Genomic DNA, 17,081 nt, shown 5'->3' on the forward strand with positions numbered 1-17,081 from the left:
TGGCGGCGACTCCCCCGCGCATATTTTCGGCCAGATGAAGCGGGGCGGCGCGAGACGGATGAGGAGGGTCGTGATGGTCTGTGAGCCCATGGTGTTCGAGGTTCGGCAGTGACGCCGGCGGCGCGTCATGCGGGCGCGATGGAGGTGCTCGATCTGTGGCTGTCGGGGCTGCCGCTCGAGGCGGCGTGGCAGCGCTGGTATCGCGGCGCGCGCTACGCTGGCTCGTCCGACCGCGCGGCGATCCGCGACCTCGTCTACGCCGCCGTCCGCCGCCGCCGCTCCGCCGCCGCGCTCGGGGGCGGCGCGGCGACGGGGCGGGGGCTGATCCTCGGGCTGCTGCGCGCCGAGGGGGTGGATCCGGAGGGCGTCTTCACCGGCACCGGCCATGCCCCGCCGCCGCTCACCGACGCCGAGCGCGCCGGGCCGGGCGCGCTGACCCGTGCCGAGCGGCTCGACGTGCCGGACTGGCTGCTGCTGCGCATCGAGGCGGCGCTCGGGCCGCGCACGGAGGATGCGCTTGCCGCGATGCAGGTGCGCGCCGATGTCCACCTGCGCGTCAACACCCGCCGTGCCGACCGCGCCGCGCTCGTCGCCCGGCTGGTGGACGCGGGGCTCGAGGCCGCGCCGCATGGCGAGGTCGACACCGCGATCACCATCGCCGGCGACGCGCGCAAGCTGGCGCGCACCGGGGCGGTCGACGAGGGGCTGGCGGAGCTGCAGGATGCCGCCTCGCAGGCCGTCGTGGCCCGGCTCGCCGAGCGTCCGGCGGCGCGGGTGCTCGACTATTGCGCCGGCGGCGGCGGCAAGGCGCTGGCCTTCGCCGACCTGCTCGACGCCGAGATCGTCGCGCACGATATCGCCCCGGCACGCATGGCGGACCTGCCCGCCCGCGCCGCGCGGGCGGGGCAGCAAATCGCCACGCGCGGCACCTCCGAGCTCGCGGGCGAGGCGTTCGACCTCGTCTTCTGCGACGCGCCCTGCTCCGGTTCGGGGAGCTGGCGGCGCGATCCGGAGGGGAAGTGGCGGCTGACGCCCGCGCGGCTCGACGAGCTGGTGGCGGTGCAGGCCGGGGTGCTGGCGCAGGCCCATCGGCTCGTGGCGCCGGGCGGGCGGCTGGGCTACGCGACCTGCTCGGTCCTGGCCGAGGAAAACGAGGCGCAGGCGGCGGCCTTCCTGGCGGCGCACGCGGGCTGGCGACAGTGCGACGCGCTGCGCCTCGTGCCGGGCGATGTCGGCGATGGGTTCTTCCTGGCGGTGTTCGAGCGCGTATGAAACAACCTTTGGTTGTGCTTCAAGCGGATCCGGCCTAGCCTCGAGGGGGCCATTAAGCCGGCGTTAAGGCGCGGCGGGTTCAATGGGCGGAACGAATCGCAAGGGATGGGCCGGTGTCTCAGATGGAGGCGGGCAGGGGAACGGCAGTGCCGGGGCGGATGGCGCTCGATGTACGGCCGTGGGCGGTGCTCGGGGTCGCGCTGGCGGCGCTCGCCGGGAGCGTGCTGACCGGCAAGCCCGCGCAGGCGCTCGGGCTGCAGGCGGGCGCGGCGCTGGCGGCCACGGCGTGGCTTGGGATGCTCGCCTGGCAGGCCCATGGCCGCCGCCGCCTGGCCCTGCGGCTCGAGGCGGCCGGGCTGCTGATCGAGCACGATCCTTTCGTCTCCTTCGTCACCACCGACGACGGCACCATCCACGCCCGCAACGCCGCGGCGCGTGCGCGCTTCCAGGATCCGTTCGTCGACACGCTCGGCTTCGTGCTGACCGATACGTTCGCCAACCCGGGCGCCGTCCTGTTCCGCCTGCAGAGCCGCGCGCATGCGGGCGGGCACGCGGTGGAGGAGATCGTCACCCGGCGTGGCCCGGTCCGGCTCGCGGTGCGCCGCATGGGCGACGAGATTTACCTGTGGCGCCTCGAGGAACAGGTCGAGCGGACCGTCGGCCGGGGGGCGGAGGCCTTCGGCCTGCCGATGCTCACCGCCGGACCGACCGGCACGATCCTCTACATGAACGAGGCGTTCCGGCGCCTCATGGGCGGGCGGGTCAAGGCGCTGCAGCAGGTCTTCGCGGAGCTGCCGATCGTCTCGGGGCGCGTTCACCGGGTGCAGGGGGTCAACGGAACGATCGAGTGCATCGTCGCCGAGATCAACGGCAACGGCGGGCGGCGCGAGATCTACCTCATCCCCGGCCCCGGCGAGGCCGACGCGCGCGCCGGGCCGGGCTGGGGCGCGATCGACGCGCTGCCGGTTCCGCTGCTGAAGGTGGCGACGGACGGCACGGTGATCGAGGCCAACCGCGAGGCGCGCGCCCTGCTCGGGGCGGACATGGGCGAGGCCACGCGCCTGTCGGACCTGCTCGATGGCCTCGGCCGCCCGATGGCCGACTGGCTGCGCGACGCCGCGCGCCGGGACGACCGCGCGCCGCCCGAGTTCCTCTCCCTCGCCCACGGCGCGCAGGACACCTTCGTGCAGGTCGCGCTCAGCGCCGAGGGGGCGGGCGACGACCGTCACCTGATCGTCGCGCTGACCGACGTCACGGCGTTCAAGTCGCTCGAGGCGCAGTTCGTCCAGAGCCAGAAGATGCAGGCGATCGGCCAGCTCGCCGGCGGCGTGGCGCATGATTTCAACAACTTGCTGACCGCCATCTCCGGCCATTGCGACCTTCTGCTCCTGCGCCACGACCAGGGCGATCCCGACTTCGGCGACCTTACCCAGATCCACCAGAACGCGAATCGCGCCGCCGCGCTCGTGGGACAGTTGCTCGCCTTCTCGCGCAAGCAGAACATGCGGCCCGAACGGCTCGATCTGCGCGACACGCTCGCGGACCTGACCCACCTGCTCAACCGGCTGGTGGGGGAGAAGATCGCGCTGACCCTCGCGCACGATCCCGCGCTCAAGGCCATCCGCGCCGACAAGCGCCAGATCGAGCAGGTGCTCATGAACCTCGTGGTCAACGCCCGCGACGCGATGCCCGAGGGCGGCGAGATCCGGATCGAGACGGAGAACCTGTGCCTGAAGCAGTCGCTGCGCCGCGACCGGGCGACGGTGCCGGCGGGCGAGTACGTGGTGATGCACGTGATCGACGACGGTCACGGCATCGCGGAGGACAAGCGGGCGAAGATCTTCGAGCCGTTCTTCACCACCAAGCGGACGGGCGACGGCACCGGGCTGGGGCTGTCGACGGCCTACGGGATCGTCAAGCAGACCGGCGGTTATGTCTTCGTCGACAGCGCCGTCGGGCGAGGCAGCACCTTCACCCTGTTCTTCCCGGTCAACAACGACCCGCCCGCGACCTTCACCCATCCGCCCGTCGCGCCCGCCGTCGAGCGGCGCGGCCCGGAGGCGGCGCAGGACGAGGGGGTGATTCTCCTTGTCGAGGACGAGGCGCCGGTGCGCGCCTTCGCCTCGCGCGCGTTGCGCCTGCGCGGCTACACGGTGCTCGAGGCGGATTGCGCGGAGTCCGCCCTCGAGATCCTGCAGGACGCGGAGCTCGTCATCGACGTCTTTGTCACCGACGTGGTGATGCCGGGGCTCGACGGGCCGACCTGGGTGCGCGAGGCGCTCACCGAGCGGCCCGACACCCGCGTCGTCTTCGTGTCGGGCTATTCAGAGGAGACCATCGCCGAAAACCAGACACGTATCCCCAATTCCGTCTTCCTGCCGAAGCCGTTCTCGCTGTCGGAGCTGACGGCGACGGTCCAGCGGCAGCTGCACTGACTTCCGGCCGCGTGCCGCTTCAGTCGGACAGCTCGACGAGGTGGGCGGCGCAACCGGTGAGGGCGGCGTAGTCGTCCTCGACGACGCAGACGGCGAAGTTGGCCATGAAGCCGGCGAAGCGGCCCTTGTCCCGGAAGGCGGCGTCGAAATCGAAGCCGTCGAGGTAGGGAGCGATCGCGCGGGCGACGCCGCCGACGAGGAAGACGCCGCCGAAGGGCAGGTGGATCAGGGCGAGGTTGCCGCAGACGGTGCCGAGAATTTGCGCGAAGGTCCGGGCGGCCTCCGTGGCACGCGGGTCGCTGCCGTCGGCGCAGGCGGCCATTATGTCGGCGGCCTTGGCCTCGGCGGGCGATCCCGCCTCGGCGCCGAGCCAGGCGTAGACGCGCTCGAGGCCGCGGCCGGAAAGCACGTCCTCGATGGCCGGGAAGCCATGGGCGGTGCTGACGAACTGGCAGAGCTTGAGTTCGGCCTCGCTGCGGATCGGCAGGTTGGCGTGGCCGCACTCGGACGGCGCGACGACGCGGCCGACCCGCGTCTCGTGCACCGGCGCGGCGTTGAAGCCCGTGCCGACGCCGATGACCAGCTTCGTCTCGTGCGGCTGAGTGTCGGGGCCCGACACGATGGTGCGGATGTTGCCCTCGGCGACATGGCCGAGCGCATGGCCCTGCGCCTGCAGGTCGTTGAGCACCGCCACCGTCTCTGCGCGGGTGGCGCGGCTGACGGTGGAGCGGTCCATCGTCCAGTCGAGGTTGGTCATCGTCGCGCGCCCGTCGCGCACCGGACCGGCGACCGCGACGCAGGCGGCGACGCAGTCGACATCGCCCTCGTCGGCGATGAAGCGGCGCAGCACCGATTCGAGCCCGGCGAACTCGGCGTTGCGGTAGCGGCGGATCGTCGGCTCGAGCACCCGGCGGCCGTCGGCGAGGGCGACGCGGGTGTTGGTGCCGCCGATGTCGGCCACGAGGGAGAGCTTGTTCGGCGGGTGGGGCATGACGCATCCGTTCGGCTGAGGCAGGTTGGCGACTGATAGGACGGCTTGGCCGCGCGCTTCAAGCGGTGGCCGGCCTCAGGGGGCGGTTTTGCGGGCGCGCGGCGCCGGGCCGGTCGACTCGCCCACCAGCAGCTGCGCCTCGAGCAGGTCCTGCGCGTGCGGCGCGCCGGGCGTCTCGATGCGCCCGATCAGCAGCCGCGCCGCGCGCCGCCCGGCCTCGCGCACCGAGGAGCGCACGGCGGTGAAGATCGGCACGTCGCCGCCGTTCTGGAAGTAGGACAGTGCGTCGTCGTGGGTGACAATGCTCACATCGCGTCCCATCACCAGCCCGAGCTCCTCGACGGCGCGGCGCACGCCGAGGGCGCAGATCAGCGACGACACGAGGAAGGCCGTGGGCGGATCGGGCCGGGCAAGCATCGCGCGGGCGCTGTCGTGGCCGAAATCCTCCGTCATCTCGCCCTGCACGACGAGGTCCGCCGTCTCCGGCAGCCCGCGCTCGGCCAGCGCCTCGCCGTAGCCGCGCCGGCGGCGGTGGGCGAAGTCGAAGATCTCCTCGCCGTTGACGAGGCCGACGCGCCGGTGGCCGAGGTCGAGCAGGAAGCCGGCGGCGCGGCGGAAGGCGGAGCGGCTGTTGACGTCGATCCAGGAATAGGGCGCCTCGTAACCGCTGATCCGGCCGTGGACGAGGAACGGCAGGCCGAGCCCGTCGAGCAGGGCAGGGCGCGGATCGCCGAGCCGGGGCGCGCTGACGACGACGCCGTCGACACTGCCGCGCGCCTTCATCGAGCGGTAGACCGCCGCCTCGTCGCCCTCCACGACCGACAGCACCATCTCGTAGCCGAGCGCCGAGCAGGCCTCGCCCGCACCGGCCAGGAAATCGCCGAAGACCGGGTTGACCATCTCCTGCTGATCCGAGACGGGGATCACCAGTCCGATCGCCATCGCCTGGCCCGTCGCCAGCCCCTTTGCGCGTGCGTTGGGGCTGTAGCCGTGCTGCGCCGCGGCCTCCACCACGCGGCGGCGCGTGGCCTCGGACACCTCGGGATAGCCGTTGAGCGCTCGGCTCACGGTGGTCTGGCTCAGGCCAAGAGCTTCTGCGAGCTGTTTGAGGTTCATCGGCGGGGCTTCCAAAGCGCTTTAGGAGGCCCTGATACCCTAGCCAGCGTCCGCTCACGGTTAAAGTCTTTTCCGGAGGGGTCGCGAATGCCGCGTAAGCAAAGAGAAATGTGCAGTTGCGGCATTGCCTTTGCGGCCAGTTGACACATCTCCGGGATTGGGCGACAGTCGCCTCGTCCAAAGCGCTTTGATCCGTCGGCAGGCGGGATCGGGGCGCGCACGACATGCATAGCCGGCGCGGAAGATGCCGCGCGATCTGGGAGGATCATCATGAAGACGAGACTTTACACCGGCGCAGCCCTGCTCGCCCTGACCGCCTCGCTGGCCCATGCGCAGGACCTCGTCGTCCCCGTGGGCGAGGGCGACTACAACTGGGACAGCTTCAACAGCTTCGCCGACGCCCACGACCTGAGCGGCGAGACCCTCGAGATCACCGGCCCCTGGACCGGCCTCGACGCCGAGAACGTCGAGAAGGTGCTCGCCTACTTCGAAGAGGCCACCGGCGCGACGGTCAACTATTCCGGCTCCGACAGCTTCGAGCAGGACATCGTCATCTCCACCCGCGCCGGCTCCGCGCCCAACGTCGCGGTGTTCCCGCAGCCGGGCCTCGCGGAAGACCTCGCCAGCCAGGGCCTGCTGACGCCGCTGCCCGAGGGCACCGCCGACTGGATGCGCGAGAACTACGCCGCCGGCCAGTCCTGGGTCGATCTCGGCACCTACGAGGGCGAGGACGGCAACGAGGATTATTACGGCTTCTTCTACAAGGTCGATGTCAAGTCGCTCGTCTGGTACTCCGAGAGCGCCTTCGACGAGATGGGCTACGACGTCCCCGAGACGATGGAAGAGCTGAAGGAGCTGACCGAGCAGATCGTCGACGACGGCGGCACCCCCTGGTGCATCGGCCTGGGCAGCGGCGCGGCGACGGGCTGGCCGGCGACGGACTGGGTCGAAGACATGATGCTGCGCACGCAGTCGCCCGAGGTCTACGACCAGTGGGTCGCCAACGAGATCCCGTTCGACGATCCCGCCGTGGTCGAGGCGATCGAGGAGTTCGGCTGGTTCGCCAAGAACGACGAGTACGTCCAGGGCGGCGCGTCGGCCGTGGCGACGACGGACTTCCGCGACAGCCCCGCCGGCCTCTTCGCGATCCCGCCGGAGTGCTACATGCACCGCCAGGCGTCGTTCATCCCGACCTTCTTCCCCGAAGACAACGACGCGGCGTTCTTCTACTTCCCCGCCTACGAGGAGAAGGATCTCGGCAACCCGGTGCTCGGCGCCGGCACGCTCTGGGCGATCACCGATCCGTCCGACGCCGCGACCGCGCTCATCGACTTCCTGAAGGAGCCGATCGCGCACGAGATCTGGATGGGCCAGTCGGGCTTCCTGACACCCCACACCGGCGTCGACACCGCGCTCTACGCCGATGACACCAGCCGTGCGCTCGGCGACGTCCTGCTGAACGCCACCACGTTCCGCTTCGACGCCTCCGACCTGATGCCGGGCGAGATCGGCGCGGGTGCCTTCTGGACCGGCATGGTCGACTACGTCACCGGCGCGGAGGCCTCCGACGTGGCCGCCGACATCCAGGCGCGCTGGGACTCCATTCAGTAACGCCACGGAAAAATCGTCACCGGGAGCCCGCTTTTGCTTTTGCAAGGCGGGCTCTTCGGTCAGGCTGAAACAAACGGGTGCGCTTGAGCGGGGAGGGGCAGCATGTCGCCGATCATTCAGGGGATCATCACGGTCATCATCGGGGTCGGCGGGTGCATCGGGTATTTCTACCTGTCCAACCTGATCCTCGACCGCGTGATCTTCCCGCCGCGCAACGACGACAACGGCCGCAACATCAACCGCGCCACCATGGTGCGCCCGTGGCTGTTCCTGTTCCCCGCGATCTTCGCGCTCGGCCTCTACCTCGTCTACCCGGTCGTCGGCTCGTTCTGGCGCAGCCTGTTCAACCGCTCGGGCAACGAGTTCATCGGGATGGGCAACTACGCCACGATGTTTGGCGAGGAGGGGTTCCGGCAGGCGCTGTTCAACAACTTCCTCTGGGTGCTCGTCGTCCCCGCCGCCTGCACCTTCATGGGCCTGCTCGTCGCGCAGCTGACCGACCGGCTGCGCTGGGGCAACATCGCCAAGAGCCTGATCTTCATGCCGATGGCAATCAGCTTCGTGGGTGCCTCGCTGATCTGGAAGTTCGTCTACGCCAACGATCCCGAGATCGGCATCATCAACGCGGTGCGCGACAGCTTCGGGATGGCGCCCATCGACGTGATGCAGATCCCGTTCTGGAACAACTTCTTCCTGATGATCATCCTGATCTGGATCCAGACCGGCTTCGCCATGGTGATCCTGTCGGCCGCCCTGCGCGGCATCCCCGAGGAGACCATCGAGGCCGCGATCATCGACGGCGCGAATCCGTTCCAGATCTTCTTCAAGATCAAGGTGCCGCAGATCGTGGGCACCATCGTCGTCGTCTGGACGACGATCACCATCCTCGTGCTCAAGGTCTTCGACATCGTCTACGCGATGACGGGCGGCAACTTCGACACCGAGATCCTGCCCAGCTACATGATGGACTACATGTTCCGCGACGACGGGCGGGCGACGGCGGTGGCCTTCGTCATCATGGTCATCGTGCTGCCGGTGATGATCTTCAACATCCGGCAGGCCCGGAAAGAAATGCACTGAGGGGGCAGGGACATGGACAACATCGCCGGTACCAAGTCGGGTCTCGTCTGGGCCACCAACCTCAGCGTGATCTTCCTCGTCATCCTCTGGCTCGTGCCCACGATCGGGCTGCTGGTCTCTTCGTTCCGCGACCGCGAGCAGATCAGCGAGAGCGGCTGGTGGCGCGCGCCGTTCGCCGTCGAGCAGGCGTTCCGCATCAACCCCGAGCCCGAGGGCGTGGTGCAGGAGGGCGACCTCTACGTGCTCGAAGGCAATCTCTTCGGTGACGCCGGCAGCGGCGCGGTGGCCGGCTTCGGCATCACCTCCCGCGCGCCCGGCGCCGCAGAGCCGGGGATGGTCTACGCCCGCTTTATCGTCGACGTCGAGGAGCCCGACGGCACCATCGACGACACCCGCCTCGAGCTCGCCTACCCGGCGGACGGCGAGCCGATCTTCCCGGCGCAGGACGAGGACGGCAACACCATCCTCGCCGAGACCGCCGTGCTCGACCGCGCGCTGCAGGTCGAGGCCAACGGCGACTTCCGCTACCTGTCCGACAGCGAGATCGACCGCGCGCCGACGATCTACATCACTGCCGAGACGCCGCCCGAGTTCAGCCTCGAGAACTACGACACGATCCTGACGTCCGACAACATGGACCGGGCCTTCATCAACACCCTCACCGTCACCATCCCGGCGACGATCATCCCGATCTGCATCGCCGCCTTCGCCGCCTATGCGCTGGCGTGGATGGACTTCGCCGGCCGGGGCTTCCTGATCGCGATGATCGTGGGGCTGCTCGTGGTGCCGCTGCAGCTTGCGCTCGTGCCGCTGCTGCAGCTCCACAACCGGATCGGCATCGGGCAGAGCTTCCTCGGCATCTGGCTCGCCCATACCGGCTTTGGCTTACCACTCGCGGTCTACCTGCTCCGAAACTACATGGTCGGGCTGCCACGCGACATCATCGAGAGCGCCAAGGTCGACGGGGCGACCGACTTCCAGGTCTTCACCAAGATCGTGCTGCCGCTCAGCTTCCCCGCGCTCGCCTCGTTCGCCATCTTCCAGTTCCTGTGGACATGGAACGACCTGCTCGTGGCGAAGGTCTTCCTGCCGTCCAATTCCGAGAGCTGGGTGATGACCGTCAAGATCGCCGACGACCTGCTCGGCAGCCGTGGCGGCGACTGGGGAATTCTTGCCGCTGCGGCATTCATCTCCATCGCCGTGCCGCTGGTTGTGTTCTTCGCGATGCAGAAATACCTCGTCCGCGGGCTGCTCGCAGGCTCGGTTAAATAGGGACGACCGCATGACTCTTGCGGAACAACAGGCACCAAGCCAGCAGGCCGCACTCGACCGCGACTGGTGGCGCGGCGCGGTGATCTACCAGATCTATCCGCGCAGCTTCCAGGACAGCAACGGCGACGGGATCGGCGATCTCGGCGGCATCCGCCAGCGCATCCCCTACATCGCTGCCCTCGGGGTCGACGCGATCTGGATCTCGCCGTTCTTCCGCTCGCCGATGAAGGATTTCGGCTACGACGTCTCCGACTACCGCGACGTCGAGCCGGTCTTCGGCACGCTCGACGACTTCGACGCCGTCATCGAGACCGCCCATGCCCACGGCATCCGGGTGATGATCGACCTCGTGCTGAGCCACACCAGTGACCAGCATCCGTGGTTCGACGAAAGCCGCTCGAGCCGCACCAACGCGAAGTCCGACTGGTACGTCTGGGCCGATCCGCGCCCCGACGGCACGCCGCCCAACAACTGGCTGTCGATCTTCGGCGGCTCCGCCTGGCAGTGGGACAGCCGGCGCGAGCAGTACTACCTGCACAACTTCCTGACCTCGCAGCCCGACCTCAACCTGCACTCGATGGAGGTGCAGGACGCGCTGCTCGACGTGGTGCGCTTCTGGCTGGAGAAGGGCTGCGACGGCTTCCGCCTCGACACGATCAACTTCTACTTCCACGACAAGGACTTGCGCGACAACCCGCCGCTCGCCCCCGAGCTGCGCAACGCCAACATCGCGCCCTCGGTGAACCCGTACAATCACCAGGAACACCTGCACTCGAAGAACCAGCCCGAGAACCTCGACTTCCTGCGCCGCGTGCGCGCCGAGCTCGACCGCTACGGCGCCGCCGCCGTCGGCGAGGTCGGCGACGCGCAGCGCGGGCTGCAGATCATGGGCCAGTACACCGCCGGCGACGAGCTGATGCAGATGTGCTACGCCTTCGAGTTCCTCGCCACCGACCCGCTCACCGCCGGGCGCATCGCCGAGGTGATGACGCGCGTCGACGAGGAAGCCTCCGACGGCTGGGCCTGCTGGGCCTTCTCCAACCACGACGTGACCCGCCACACCACGCGCTGGAACCTCACGCCCGCCGCCCAGCGGATGCTGTGCACGCTGCTGATGTGCCTGCGCGGATCGGTCTGCCTCTACCAGGGCGAGGAACTGGGCCTGCCGGAGGCGGAGGTCGCCTTCGAGGACCTGCAGGACCCGTACGGCATCCAGTTCTGGCCCGAGTACAAGGGCCGCGACGGCTGCCGCACGCCGATGCCGTGGGAGCCGAGCAATCAGAACGCCGGCTTCTCGAGCGCCAGGCCGTGGCTGCCGGTGCCGATCCGCCACCTGCACAGCACCGTCGCCCACCAGGAAGACGATCGCGCCGCGATGCTGCACCATTACCGCCGCGCCATCGCGCTGCGCCACGCCCACCCGCCGCTCGCCAAGGGCCGCCACGGGGGCGTGCGCCACGACCGGGACGTGGTCTACTTCACCCGGACCCATGACGGGCAGGAGGTGTTCTGCGCCTTCAACGTCTCGGAGGAGCCGGCCGAGTTTCACCTGCCCCCGGGCACGTGGACCGCGATCGGGGAGGAGCTGGGCACGGCGACGCCCGCGGCGGACGGGCGGGTCTACCTCGCCCCCTGGCAGGCCACGCTGGCCACCCGCCGGGCAGTGTAACAACGAGGGCGATCAGGGAGGGAACGGATGACCAGTCTGAAATTGACCGATGTCGGCAAGACCTACGGCAACGCGGTCGAGGTGCTCAAGCACATCGACCTCGAGATCGAGACGGGCGAGCTCGTCGTCTTCGTCGGCCCCTCCGGCTGCGGCAAGTCCACGCTGCTGCGGATGATCGCGGGGCTCGAGAAGATCTCGTCCGGCACGCTCGAGATCGACGGCCAGGTCGTCAACAACGTCCCGCCCGCGCAGCGCGGCATCGCCATGGTGTTCCAGAGCTACGCGCTCTACCCGCACATGACGGTGCGCGACAACATGACCTTCGCCCTCAAGCTCGCCAAGAAGAGCAAGGCCGAGATCGACGAGGCGGTGAACAAGGCCGCGCGCATCCTGCAGCTCGAACCCTACCTCGACCGCCTGCCCAAGGCGCTCTCCGGCGGCCAGCGCCAGCGCGTCGCCATCGGCCGCTCCATCGTGCGCGACCCGAAGGTCTACCTCTTCGACGAGCCGCTGTCCAACCTCGACGCCGCGCTGCGCGTGGCGACCCGGATCGAGATCGCGCAGCTCAAGGAGAGCATGCCCGAGAGCACGATGATCTACGTCACCCACGACCAGGTCGAGGCGATGACGCTGGCGTCGCGCATCGTGGTGCTCGCCAACAAGGGCATCGCCCAGGTCGGCACCCCGCTCGAGCTCTACGAGCGGCCCGAGAACGAGTTCGTCGCCCAGTTCATCGGCTCGCCCGCCATGAACCTGTTCCCCGGCGAGATCGTCGAGACCGGCGCGCGCACGGTGATCCGCCTCGACGGCGGCGGCACGGCGGTGTCGGCGGTGCCGACGCAGGCGGCCGACAAGGGCCTCAAGGTCAATATCGGCATCCGCCCCGAAGACTTCGTCGAGACCGAGGGCGAGGCCGCCTATACCGGCACCGTCGCCATCACCGAGGCCCTCGGCGAGGTGACGCTGCTCTACTTCGAGACCGACGCCGACCAGCCGGTGATCGCCAAGCTCCCCGGCATCCACGCCGACGTCCGCGGCCGCCAGGTCTCCCTCGCCGCCGCGCCGGAGAAGGTGCAGGTCTTCCACAACGGGATCTCGCTCTACTACCGCTGAGCTAGACCCCCGCGAGCAGCACGTCGAACGCGCGCACGATGGCGTCGCGGTGCTCGGGGACGTTGCCGATGTGGGTGTCCAGTTCTGACGGTAGCGCAGTGGCGAGCACGTGCGGCGCGAGGCGCAGGCGGAGGTCGCCCAGCTCGATCTCGGGCTGCAGGCCACGAATGGCCGCGTAGGGCGTGTCGAGCGGCTCGAGGCTGGCGACGGGGATCAGCGGAAACTCTTCCAGCAGATCGTTGCGCAACACCAGAACGTACGCCCGCGAGCGCAGCTGGTAGACATCGAACTGGCGAACCACCGTCAGAACTTGCGCAGCTCAGAGAGCGGAAGCCCGTTCTCCTCGACCCAGACCTTCATCTGCTCCATCGCCTCCCGGTTCTCCTCCTTCCAGCGCCTCTGGCGTTCGGCCCTGGCGGCGGCGGCGACGCCGGCCTCGGCGGCGCGGGAGACGTCGACGCCGAGCGCCTCCGCCTCGGCGAGCGTGGCGCTGCTGAGGGTGACGTCGACGGTGGCGCGCTTGTCGGTGGTCACATCCGTCTCCATGCCGGGATGTCTAACAGCTAAATCCTGACAAAGCGTTAAACAAGGCTGGGCAGCCAGAGCACGATGCCCGGGAACGCCACCAGCAGCGCGATGGTGATCGCGTCGGCGATGAAGAACGGCGTCACCCCGCGGAACACGTCCTGCACCGAGAGATCCGGCCGCACCCCGGCGACCACGAAGCAGTTCAGCCCGATCGGCGGCGTGATGAGGCAGAACTCGGCCATCTTCACCACCAGAATCCCGAACCATACCGCGCAGAGCGGCCCCGACATGCCGAACGCCGCCTCCTCGGCCGAGACGTTCACCCCGCCATTCAGCGCCATCACCGCCGGGTAGACCACCGGCAGGGTCAGCAGCAGCATCCCGATCGCGTCCATGAACATCCCCAGCACCGCGTAGGCGAGCAGGATCATCACCAAGGTCAGCATCGGCGATTGCTCGAGCGAGGTGATCCAGTCGGCGAAGGCGCCGGGCAGGTCGGCGAAGCCGAGGAAGCGGACGTAGATGAGCACCCCCCAGATGATGGTGAAGATCATCGCCGAGAGCTTCGCCGTCTCGATCAGAGCGTCGCGCAGGTCGCGCCAGCGCAACCCCTTCCAGAGCGCCATCAGCAGCACCACGAAGGCCCCGAGCGCGCCGCCCTCGGTGGGCGTGCCCCAGGCGTCGCCGCCGAAGGGGAGCGGGATCACGGCGCCGAAGAGGGTCATCTGCGGCGGGATCGGGTTGTAGACGAAGAACAGGATGATGATGACGACGAAGAAGATCGGGAAGGCCGGCAGCAGCGCGGCAAAGCGCTGGCGCCAGGTGAAGCCGCCGACGGGGGGGCCGAGCTTCTTCCACGCCATCGCCAGCCCGACGATGATGAGCGCGTAGACCACGGCCGAGAAGACGCCCGGCACGAAGCCGGCGAGCAGCAGCCGGCCGACGTCCTGCTCGACGATGATGGCGTAGATGACGAGGATCGCCGAGGGCGGGATCAGCGAGGCGAGCGTGCCGCCCGCGGCGACGACACCGGCGGCGAAGCGCTTGTCGTAGCCCACCTTGATCATCTCGGGGATGGCGATGCGCGCGAACACCGCCGCCGTCGCCACCGAGGCGCCGGAGACCGCGGCGAAGCCCGCGGTGGCGAAGACCGAGGATACCGCCAGCCCGCCCGGCAGCCAGCCGACCCAACGCCTGGCGGCCTCGAACAGGGCGCGGGTGAGGCCGGCGTAATAGGCGAGGTAGCCGATCAGGATGAAGGTCGGGATCAGCGACAGCGACTGGCTCGCCACCTTGGCGTGGGGCACCTGTCCGGCCGTCTTCACCGCGACCGACAACGCCCAGCCGAATTCCTCGCCCGCGTAGCCCTTGCGCGACCAGAAGATCCAGACGAGCCCCACCAGCCCCGCCAGCGCGGCGGCGAAGGCGACGCGCATGCCGAGGACGACGAAGACCAGCAATCCGCCGGTCACCCAGAGGCCGATATCGAGGCTATCCACGGCCGCCGCCGGCTTTGCATATTTGCAGCCAGATGAAGGGGCGCGTCATCTCTCTGCTCCCGAGACGGTCTCGGCTTCGCGGGCGGCGGTTTCGGCGGCGCTCTCGATCAGCGGCACGGCGACGGGGCGGTCGGTGCCGGTGACGAAGGCGCGGCCGAAGCCCCAGAGCTGCAGCGCCAGCCGCAGCGACAGCACCGAGAAGGCGACCGGGGCGAGCAGCTTGGCGGGCCAGATGGGCAGGCCGATGTCCATCGAGGAGTCGCGGCTCCAGAGCGGCGCGGCGAAATCGAAGGAGCGCTGGAAGTGCGCCCAGCTGCCCCAGACGAGCAGCAGCATCAGCACCAGCACGGTCAGCGTCGTGAACCACTCGACCGCCCAGAGCACGCGGCCCTTGAGCGCGCCGACGACGATGTCCATGCGGATATGCCCGCCGAGCCGCTGGGTGTAGGCGATGCCCATGAAGGCGATCAGCGGCATCGCCTGCTCGATCCAGTCGACGTAGCCGGGCAGGGGCCTGTTGAAGGCGTTGCGCCCGCCGACGGAGAAGACCGCGAGCAGCATCAGCCCGAAGACGGCGAGGCCCGACAGCAGCGCCAGCCAGCCCTCGAGCCGGACCAGGGCGCGGTCGAGGCGGCTCAGCAGCGAGCCGTCATCGAGCACGGAGGCGGCGCCGGCCATGGGCGGTCCTTTCCTGTCGGTGCGGGCGCGCCCGGGCTCCAGGGAGCCGGGCGCGCGGGAGGGCTCACTCGCCGGCGAGCACGCCGTCGACGATGTTGAGCAGCTCCTCGCCGGGCAGGCCGGCCGCCGCGGCGTCCTCGAGCCAGGCCTCGCGCGCGGGGCCGGCGGCGGCCTCGCGGAAGGCGGCGATGTCGTCGTCGGAGAACGTCACCTGCTCGATGCCCTTCTCCTCGAGCAGCGGCCCCCAGGCCGACATGGTCTGGGTGTTGTAGTGCTCGATGTAGTGCGCCAGCGCCTCGTCTACCGAGCCCAGCAGCGCCTCGCGGTGCTCGTCCGACAGCGACATCAGCGCGTCGGTGTTGACGACGACGGGGCAGTTGACGGTGCCGGGGTTGAGGTTGGTCGTCCACCAGTCCGCCGTCTCGACGGTGCCGAACGACATGTGGGCGTGCGGCGCGAAGGACGCCGCCTTGATCACGCCGCTGTCGAGCGCCTGGCGCACCTCGGTGGCCGACATCGAGGTCGGCACCGCGCCGACCGCTTCCATCGCCGCGCCGATGCCGCCGGTGGCGCGCACGGAGAGGCCTTCGAAATCGTCGAGGCTGGCGGGCGGCTCGCCCACGCCGACGAGGTTGTACTGGGGCAGCGGCGAGGGCATCAGCAGCGTCGCGTTCCAGCGCGCCATCTCCGCGACGGTGGCCGGGTGCAGGTAGACGGCCTCCGAGGCGGCGACCTCCTGCTCGAGCGTCTCGACGCCGAGGAAGGGCAGCTCGAGCACGGTGATCGCGCGGTTCTTGTCCGCGTGGTAGCCGGCGCAGAACTGCGCCATCTCGAAGGCGCCGATGGAGATGCCGTCGAGGTTCTCGCGCTCGTTGCTGAGGCCGCCGTAGGAAATGTTGAGGGTGAACTCGCCGTCGGTCTTCTCGGAGACCAGCTCGGCCAGCTTCTCGACATGCTCGGTGAAGGCCCGGCGCTGGCCCCAGAGCGACACGTTCCACTCGACGGCCGCCGCCTCGCCGGCGATCCCGACAACAAGCGCGGCGACGCCCGCGCGCATCCATAGCGTCTTCATGCAACTCTCTCCCTGTTGGCCCCGCTTTCGCGGCGGAGCGTCTGCCCCCACTTTTCCCGCACCGCGCGCGCCGCGCAAGAGCGCAGGCGCACAGGGGAGGCCAGGGACCGGGCGCCGTCAGGGGATGATGCGGGTGTACTTGATCCCCTCGACCGTCGCCGCGGCGCGCAGCCCGGCCTGTGCGAAGACCAGCGCGATCACCGGCGCCCGCGACGAGATCAGGTCGGCGCGGATCGTGTCGGCCTGGTCGGAGAGCGCGTATTCCGCGTCCGCTCCGCCGGCCCAGCCGCCGCTCCGGCGAAACTCGGCCAGCGCCTCCTCGGTCATGAAGAACAGCACGTGGCTGTATTGCTGCGCGCCGATCTGCAGGCCGGCGCTGACGGAGGTGGCGGAGTAGTAGTCGACGTTCATGCCGCCGACCCGCAGCGCGCCGCGCCCGTAGGCGCCGCCGAGCCCGAGCCCGGCCTCGGTGACCAGCGGCATCACCAGCATGCCGGCCGACTTGTTCACCAGGTCCTGCGCGTCGGGGTAGCGCTGGAGCATGTAGTTCACGGTGGTCTCGACGCGGGCGTCGATGGTCTGGGCGTTGGTGTTGCCGACGCCGTTGCCGCAGGCGGCGAGGGCCGTCGCCGCGAGTGCGGAGCCGGCCAGGAAGGTCCGTCTGGTAAAGCTGCTCATTGTGTGCCTCGATGTGCCTGTGCCGGCCTTGTGCGGCCGGTCTGTGCCGCCACTATAGGCTGTGGCG

15 protein-coding genes are annotated in these 17,081 nt (G+C 69.5%); 7 read left to right on the forward strand and 8 right to left on the reverse strand.

Features of this window, described 5'->3' with window-relative positions; translation table 11 throughout:
• Positions 1–138 precede the first annotated feature (138 nt).
• Positions 139–1,272 carry an RsmB/NOP family class I SAM-dependent RNA methyltransferase gene (locus OG2516_RS02390; protein WP_007254010.1) on the forward strand — a complete coding sequence of 378 codons (1,134 nt, stop codon included), beginning with the start codon at positions 139–141 and terminating at the stop codon, positions 1,270–1,272.
• Positions 1,273–1,394: 122 nt separating this feature from the next.
• Positions 1,395–3,707 (forward strand): ATP-binding protein, encoded by a 2,313-nt coding sequence (locus OG2516_RS02395; RefSeq protein WP_050769105.1) that lies wholly within the window; start codon positions 1,395–1,397, stop codon positions 3,705–3,707.
• A 19-nt stretch (positions 3,708–3,726) separates the two neighbouring features.
• Here OG2516_RS02395 and OG2516_RS02400 read toward each other — a convergent pair whose 3' ends face one another.
• Entirely contained in the window at positions 3,727–4,698 is a 972-nt protein-coding gene (locus OG2516_RS02400) for a glucokinase (protein ID WP_007254012.1), read from the reverse strand.
• Between the two features lie 75 nt (positions 4,699–4,773).
• Positions 4,774–5,814 (reverse strand): LacI family DNA-binding transcriptional regulator, encoded by a 1,041-nt coding sequence (locus tag OG2516_RS02405; protein ID WP_007254013.1) that lies wholly within the window; start codon positions 5,812–5,814, stop codon positions 4,774–4,776.
• Positions 5,815–6,084: 270 nt separating this feature from the next.
• On the opposite strand from OG2516_RS02405, the gene OG2516_RS02410 reads away from it, so the two are divergent.
• The 5 genes from OG2516_RS02410 to OG2516_RS02430 all read left to right on the forward strand — a co-directional run bounded on the left by OG2516_RS02410 (position 6,085) and on the right by OG2516_RS02430 (position 12,559).
• Complete coding sequence (locus OG2516_RS02410) at positions 6,085–7,425, forward strand: ABC transporter substrate-binding protein (RefSeq protein ID WP_007254014.1); 1,341 nt, start codon at positions 6,085–6,087, stop codon at positions 7,423–7,425.
• A 102-nt stretch (positions 7,426–7,527) separates the two neighbouring features.
• On the forward strand, positions 7,528–8,505 hold the full coding sequence (locus tag OG2516_RS02415; RefSeq protein ID WP_007254015.1) for a carbohydrate ABC transporter permease: 978 nt from the start codon (positions 7,528–7,530) through the stop codon (positions 8,503–8,505).
• Positions 8,506–8,517: 12 nt separating this feature from the next.
• Positions 8,518–9,777 (forward strand): carbohydrate ABC transporter permease, encoded by a 1,260-nt coding sequence (locus OG2516_RS02420; RefSeq protein ID WP_007254016.1) that lies wholly within the window; start codon positions 8,518–8,520, stop codon positions 9,775–9,777.
• A gap of 10 nt (positions 9,778–9,787) precedes the next feature.
• Complete coding sequence (locus tag OG2516_RS02425) at positions 9,788–11,446, forward strand: alpha-amylase family glycosyl hydrolase (RefSeq protein ID WP_040614898.1); 1,659 nt, start codon at positions 9,788–9,790, stop codon at positions 11,444–11,446.
• Between the two features lie 27 nt (positions 11,447–11,473).
• Positions 11,474–12,559, forward strand: coding sequence for an ABC transporter ATP-binding protein (locus OG2516_RS02430; protein ID WP_007254018.1), 1,086 nt, complete (start codon positions 11,474–11,476; stop codon positions 12,557–12,559).
• A gap of 1 nt (position 12,560) precedes the next feature.
• Here the strand turns inward: OG2516_RS02430 and OG2516_RS02435 are convergent, their stop codons facing one another.
• The 6 genes from OG2516_RS02435 to OG2516_RS02460 all read right to left on the reverse strand — a co-directional run bounded on the left by OG2516_RS02435 (position 12,561) and on the right by OG2516_RS02460 (position 17,014).
• A complete protein-coding gene (locus tag OG2516_RS02435; protein WP_007254019.1) occupies positions 12,561–12,860 on the reverse strand; it encodes a CcdB family protein in 300 nt (99 codons plus the stop codon).
• A 2-nt stretch (positions 12,861–12,862) separates the two neighbouring features.
• A complete protein-coding gene (locus tag OG2516_RS02440) occupies positions 12,863–13,093 on the reverse strand; it encodes a type II toxin-antitoxin system CcdA family antitoxin (protein ID WP_245544268.1) in 231 nt (76 codons plus the stop codon).
• 47 nt (positions 13,094–13,140) lie between these two features.
• Entirely contained in the window at positions 13,141–14,586 is a 1,446-nt protein-coding gene (locus OG2516_RS02445; RefSeq protein ID WP_007254021.1) for a TRAP transporter large permease, read from the reverse strand.
• A gap of 45 nt (positions 14,587–14,631) precedes the next feature.
• Positions 14,632–15,264, reverse strand: coding sequence for a TRAP transporter small permease subunit (locus OG2516_RS02450; protein WP_007254022.1), 633 nt, complete (start codon positions 15,262–15,264; stop codon positions 14,632–14,634).
• A gap of 64 nt (positions 15,265–15,328) precedes the next feature.
• On the reverse strand, positions 15,329–16,336 hold the full coding sequence (locus OG2516_RS02455) for a C4-dicarboxylate TRAP transporter substrate-binding protein (RefSeq protein WP_007254023.1): 1,008 nt from the start codon (positions 16,334–16,336) through the stop codon (positions 15,329–15,331).
• A 117-nt stretch (positions 16,337–16,453) separates the two neighbouring features.
• Positions 16,454–17,014, reverse strand: coding sequence for a lipid-binding SYLF domain-containing protein (locus OG2516_RS02460; RefSeq protein ID WP_007254024.1), 561 nt, complete (start codon positions 17,012–17,014; stop codon positions 16,454–16,456).
• Between the last annotated feature and the right edge of the window lie 67 nt (positions 17,015–17,081).

The sequence above is a fragment of the Oceanicola granulosus HTCC2516 genome, assembly GCF_000153305.1.
Taxonomy (GTDB): Bacteria; Pseudomonadota; Alphaproteobacteria; order Rhodobacterales; family Rhodobacteraceae; genus Oceanicola; species Oceanicola granulosus.

Bases quoted from the DNA above. Each gene is read 5' to 3' on its own strand.
- OG2516_RS02390 (WP_007254010.1), top strand. From the start codon at position 139: ATGGAGGTGCTCGATCTGTGGCTGTCGGGGCTGCCGCTCGAGGCGGCG.
- OG2516_RS02395 (WP_050769105.1), top strand. From the start codon at position 1,395: ATGGAGGCGGGCAGGGGAACGGCAGTGCCGGGGCGGATGGCGCTCGAT.
- OG2516_RS02400 (WP_007254012.1), bottom strand. From the start codon at position 4,698: ATGCCCCACCCGCCGAACAAGCTCTCCCTCGTGGCCGACATCGGCGGC.
- OG2516_RS02405 (WP_007254013.1), bottom strand. From the start codon at position 5,814: ATGAACCTCAAACAGCTCGCAGAAGCTCTTGGCCTGAGCCAGACCACC.
- OG2516_RS02410 (WP_007254014.1), top strand. From the start codon at position 6,085: ATGAAGACGAGACTTTACACCGGCGCAGCCCTGCTCGCCCTGACCGCC.
- OG2516_RS02415 (WP_007254015.1), top strand. From the start codon at position 7,528: ATGTCGCCGATCATTCAGGGGATCATCACGGTCATCATCGGGGTCGGC.
- OG2516_RS02420 (WP_007254016.1), top strand. From the start codon at position 8,518: ATGGACAACATCGCCGGTACCAAGTCGGGTCTCGTCTGGGCCACCAAC.
- OG2516_RS02425 (WP_040614898.1), top strand. From the start codon at position 9,788: ATGACTCTTGCGGAACAACAGGCACCAAGCCAGCAGGCCGCACTCGAC.
- OG2516_RS02430 (WP_007254018.1), top strand. From the start codon at position 11,474: ATGACCAGTCTGAAATTGACCGATGTCGGCAAGACCTACGGCAACGCG.
- OG2516_RS02450 (WP_007254022.1), bottom strand. From the start codon at position 15,264: ATGGCCGGCGCCGCCTCCGTGCTCGATGACGGCTCGCTGCTGAGCCGC.
- OG2516_RS02455 (WP_007254023.1), bottom strand. From the start codon at position 16,336: ATGAAGACGCTATGGATGCGCGCGGGCGTCGCCGCGCTTGTTGTCGGG.
- OG2516_RS02460 (WP_007254024.1), bottom strand. From the start codon at position 17,014: ATGAGCAGCTTTACCAGACGGACCTTCCTGGCCGGCTCCGCACTCGCG.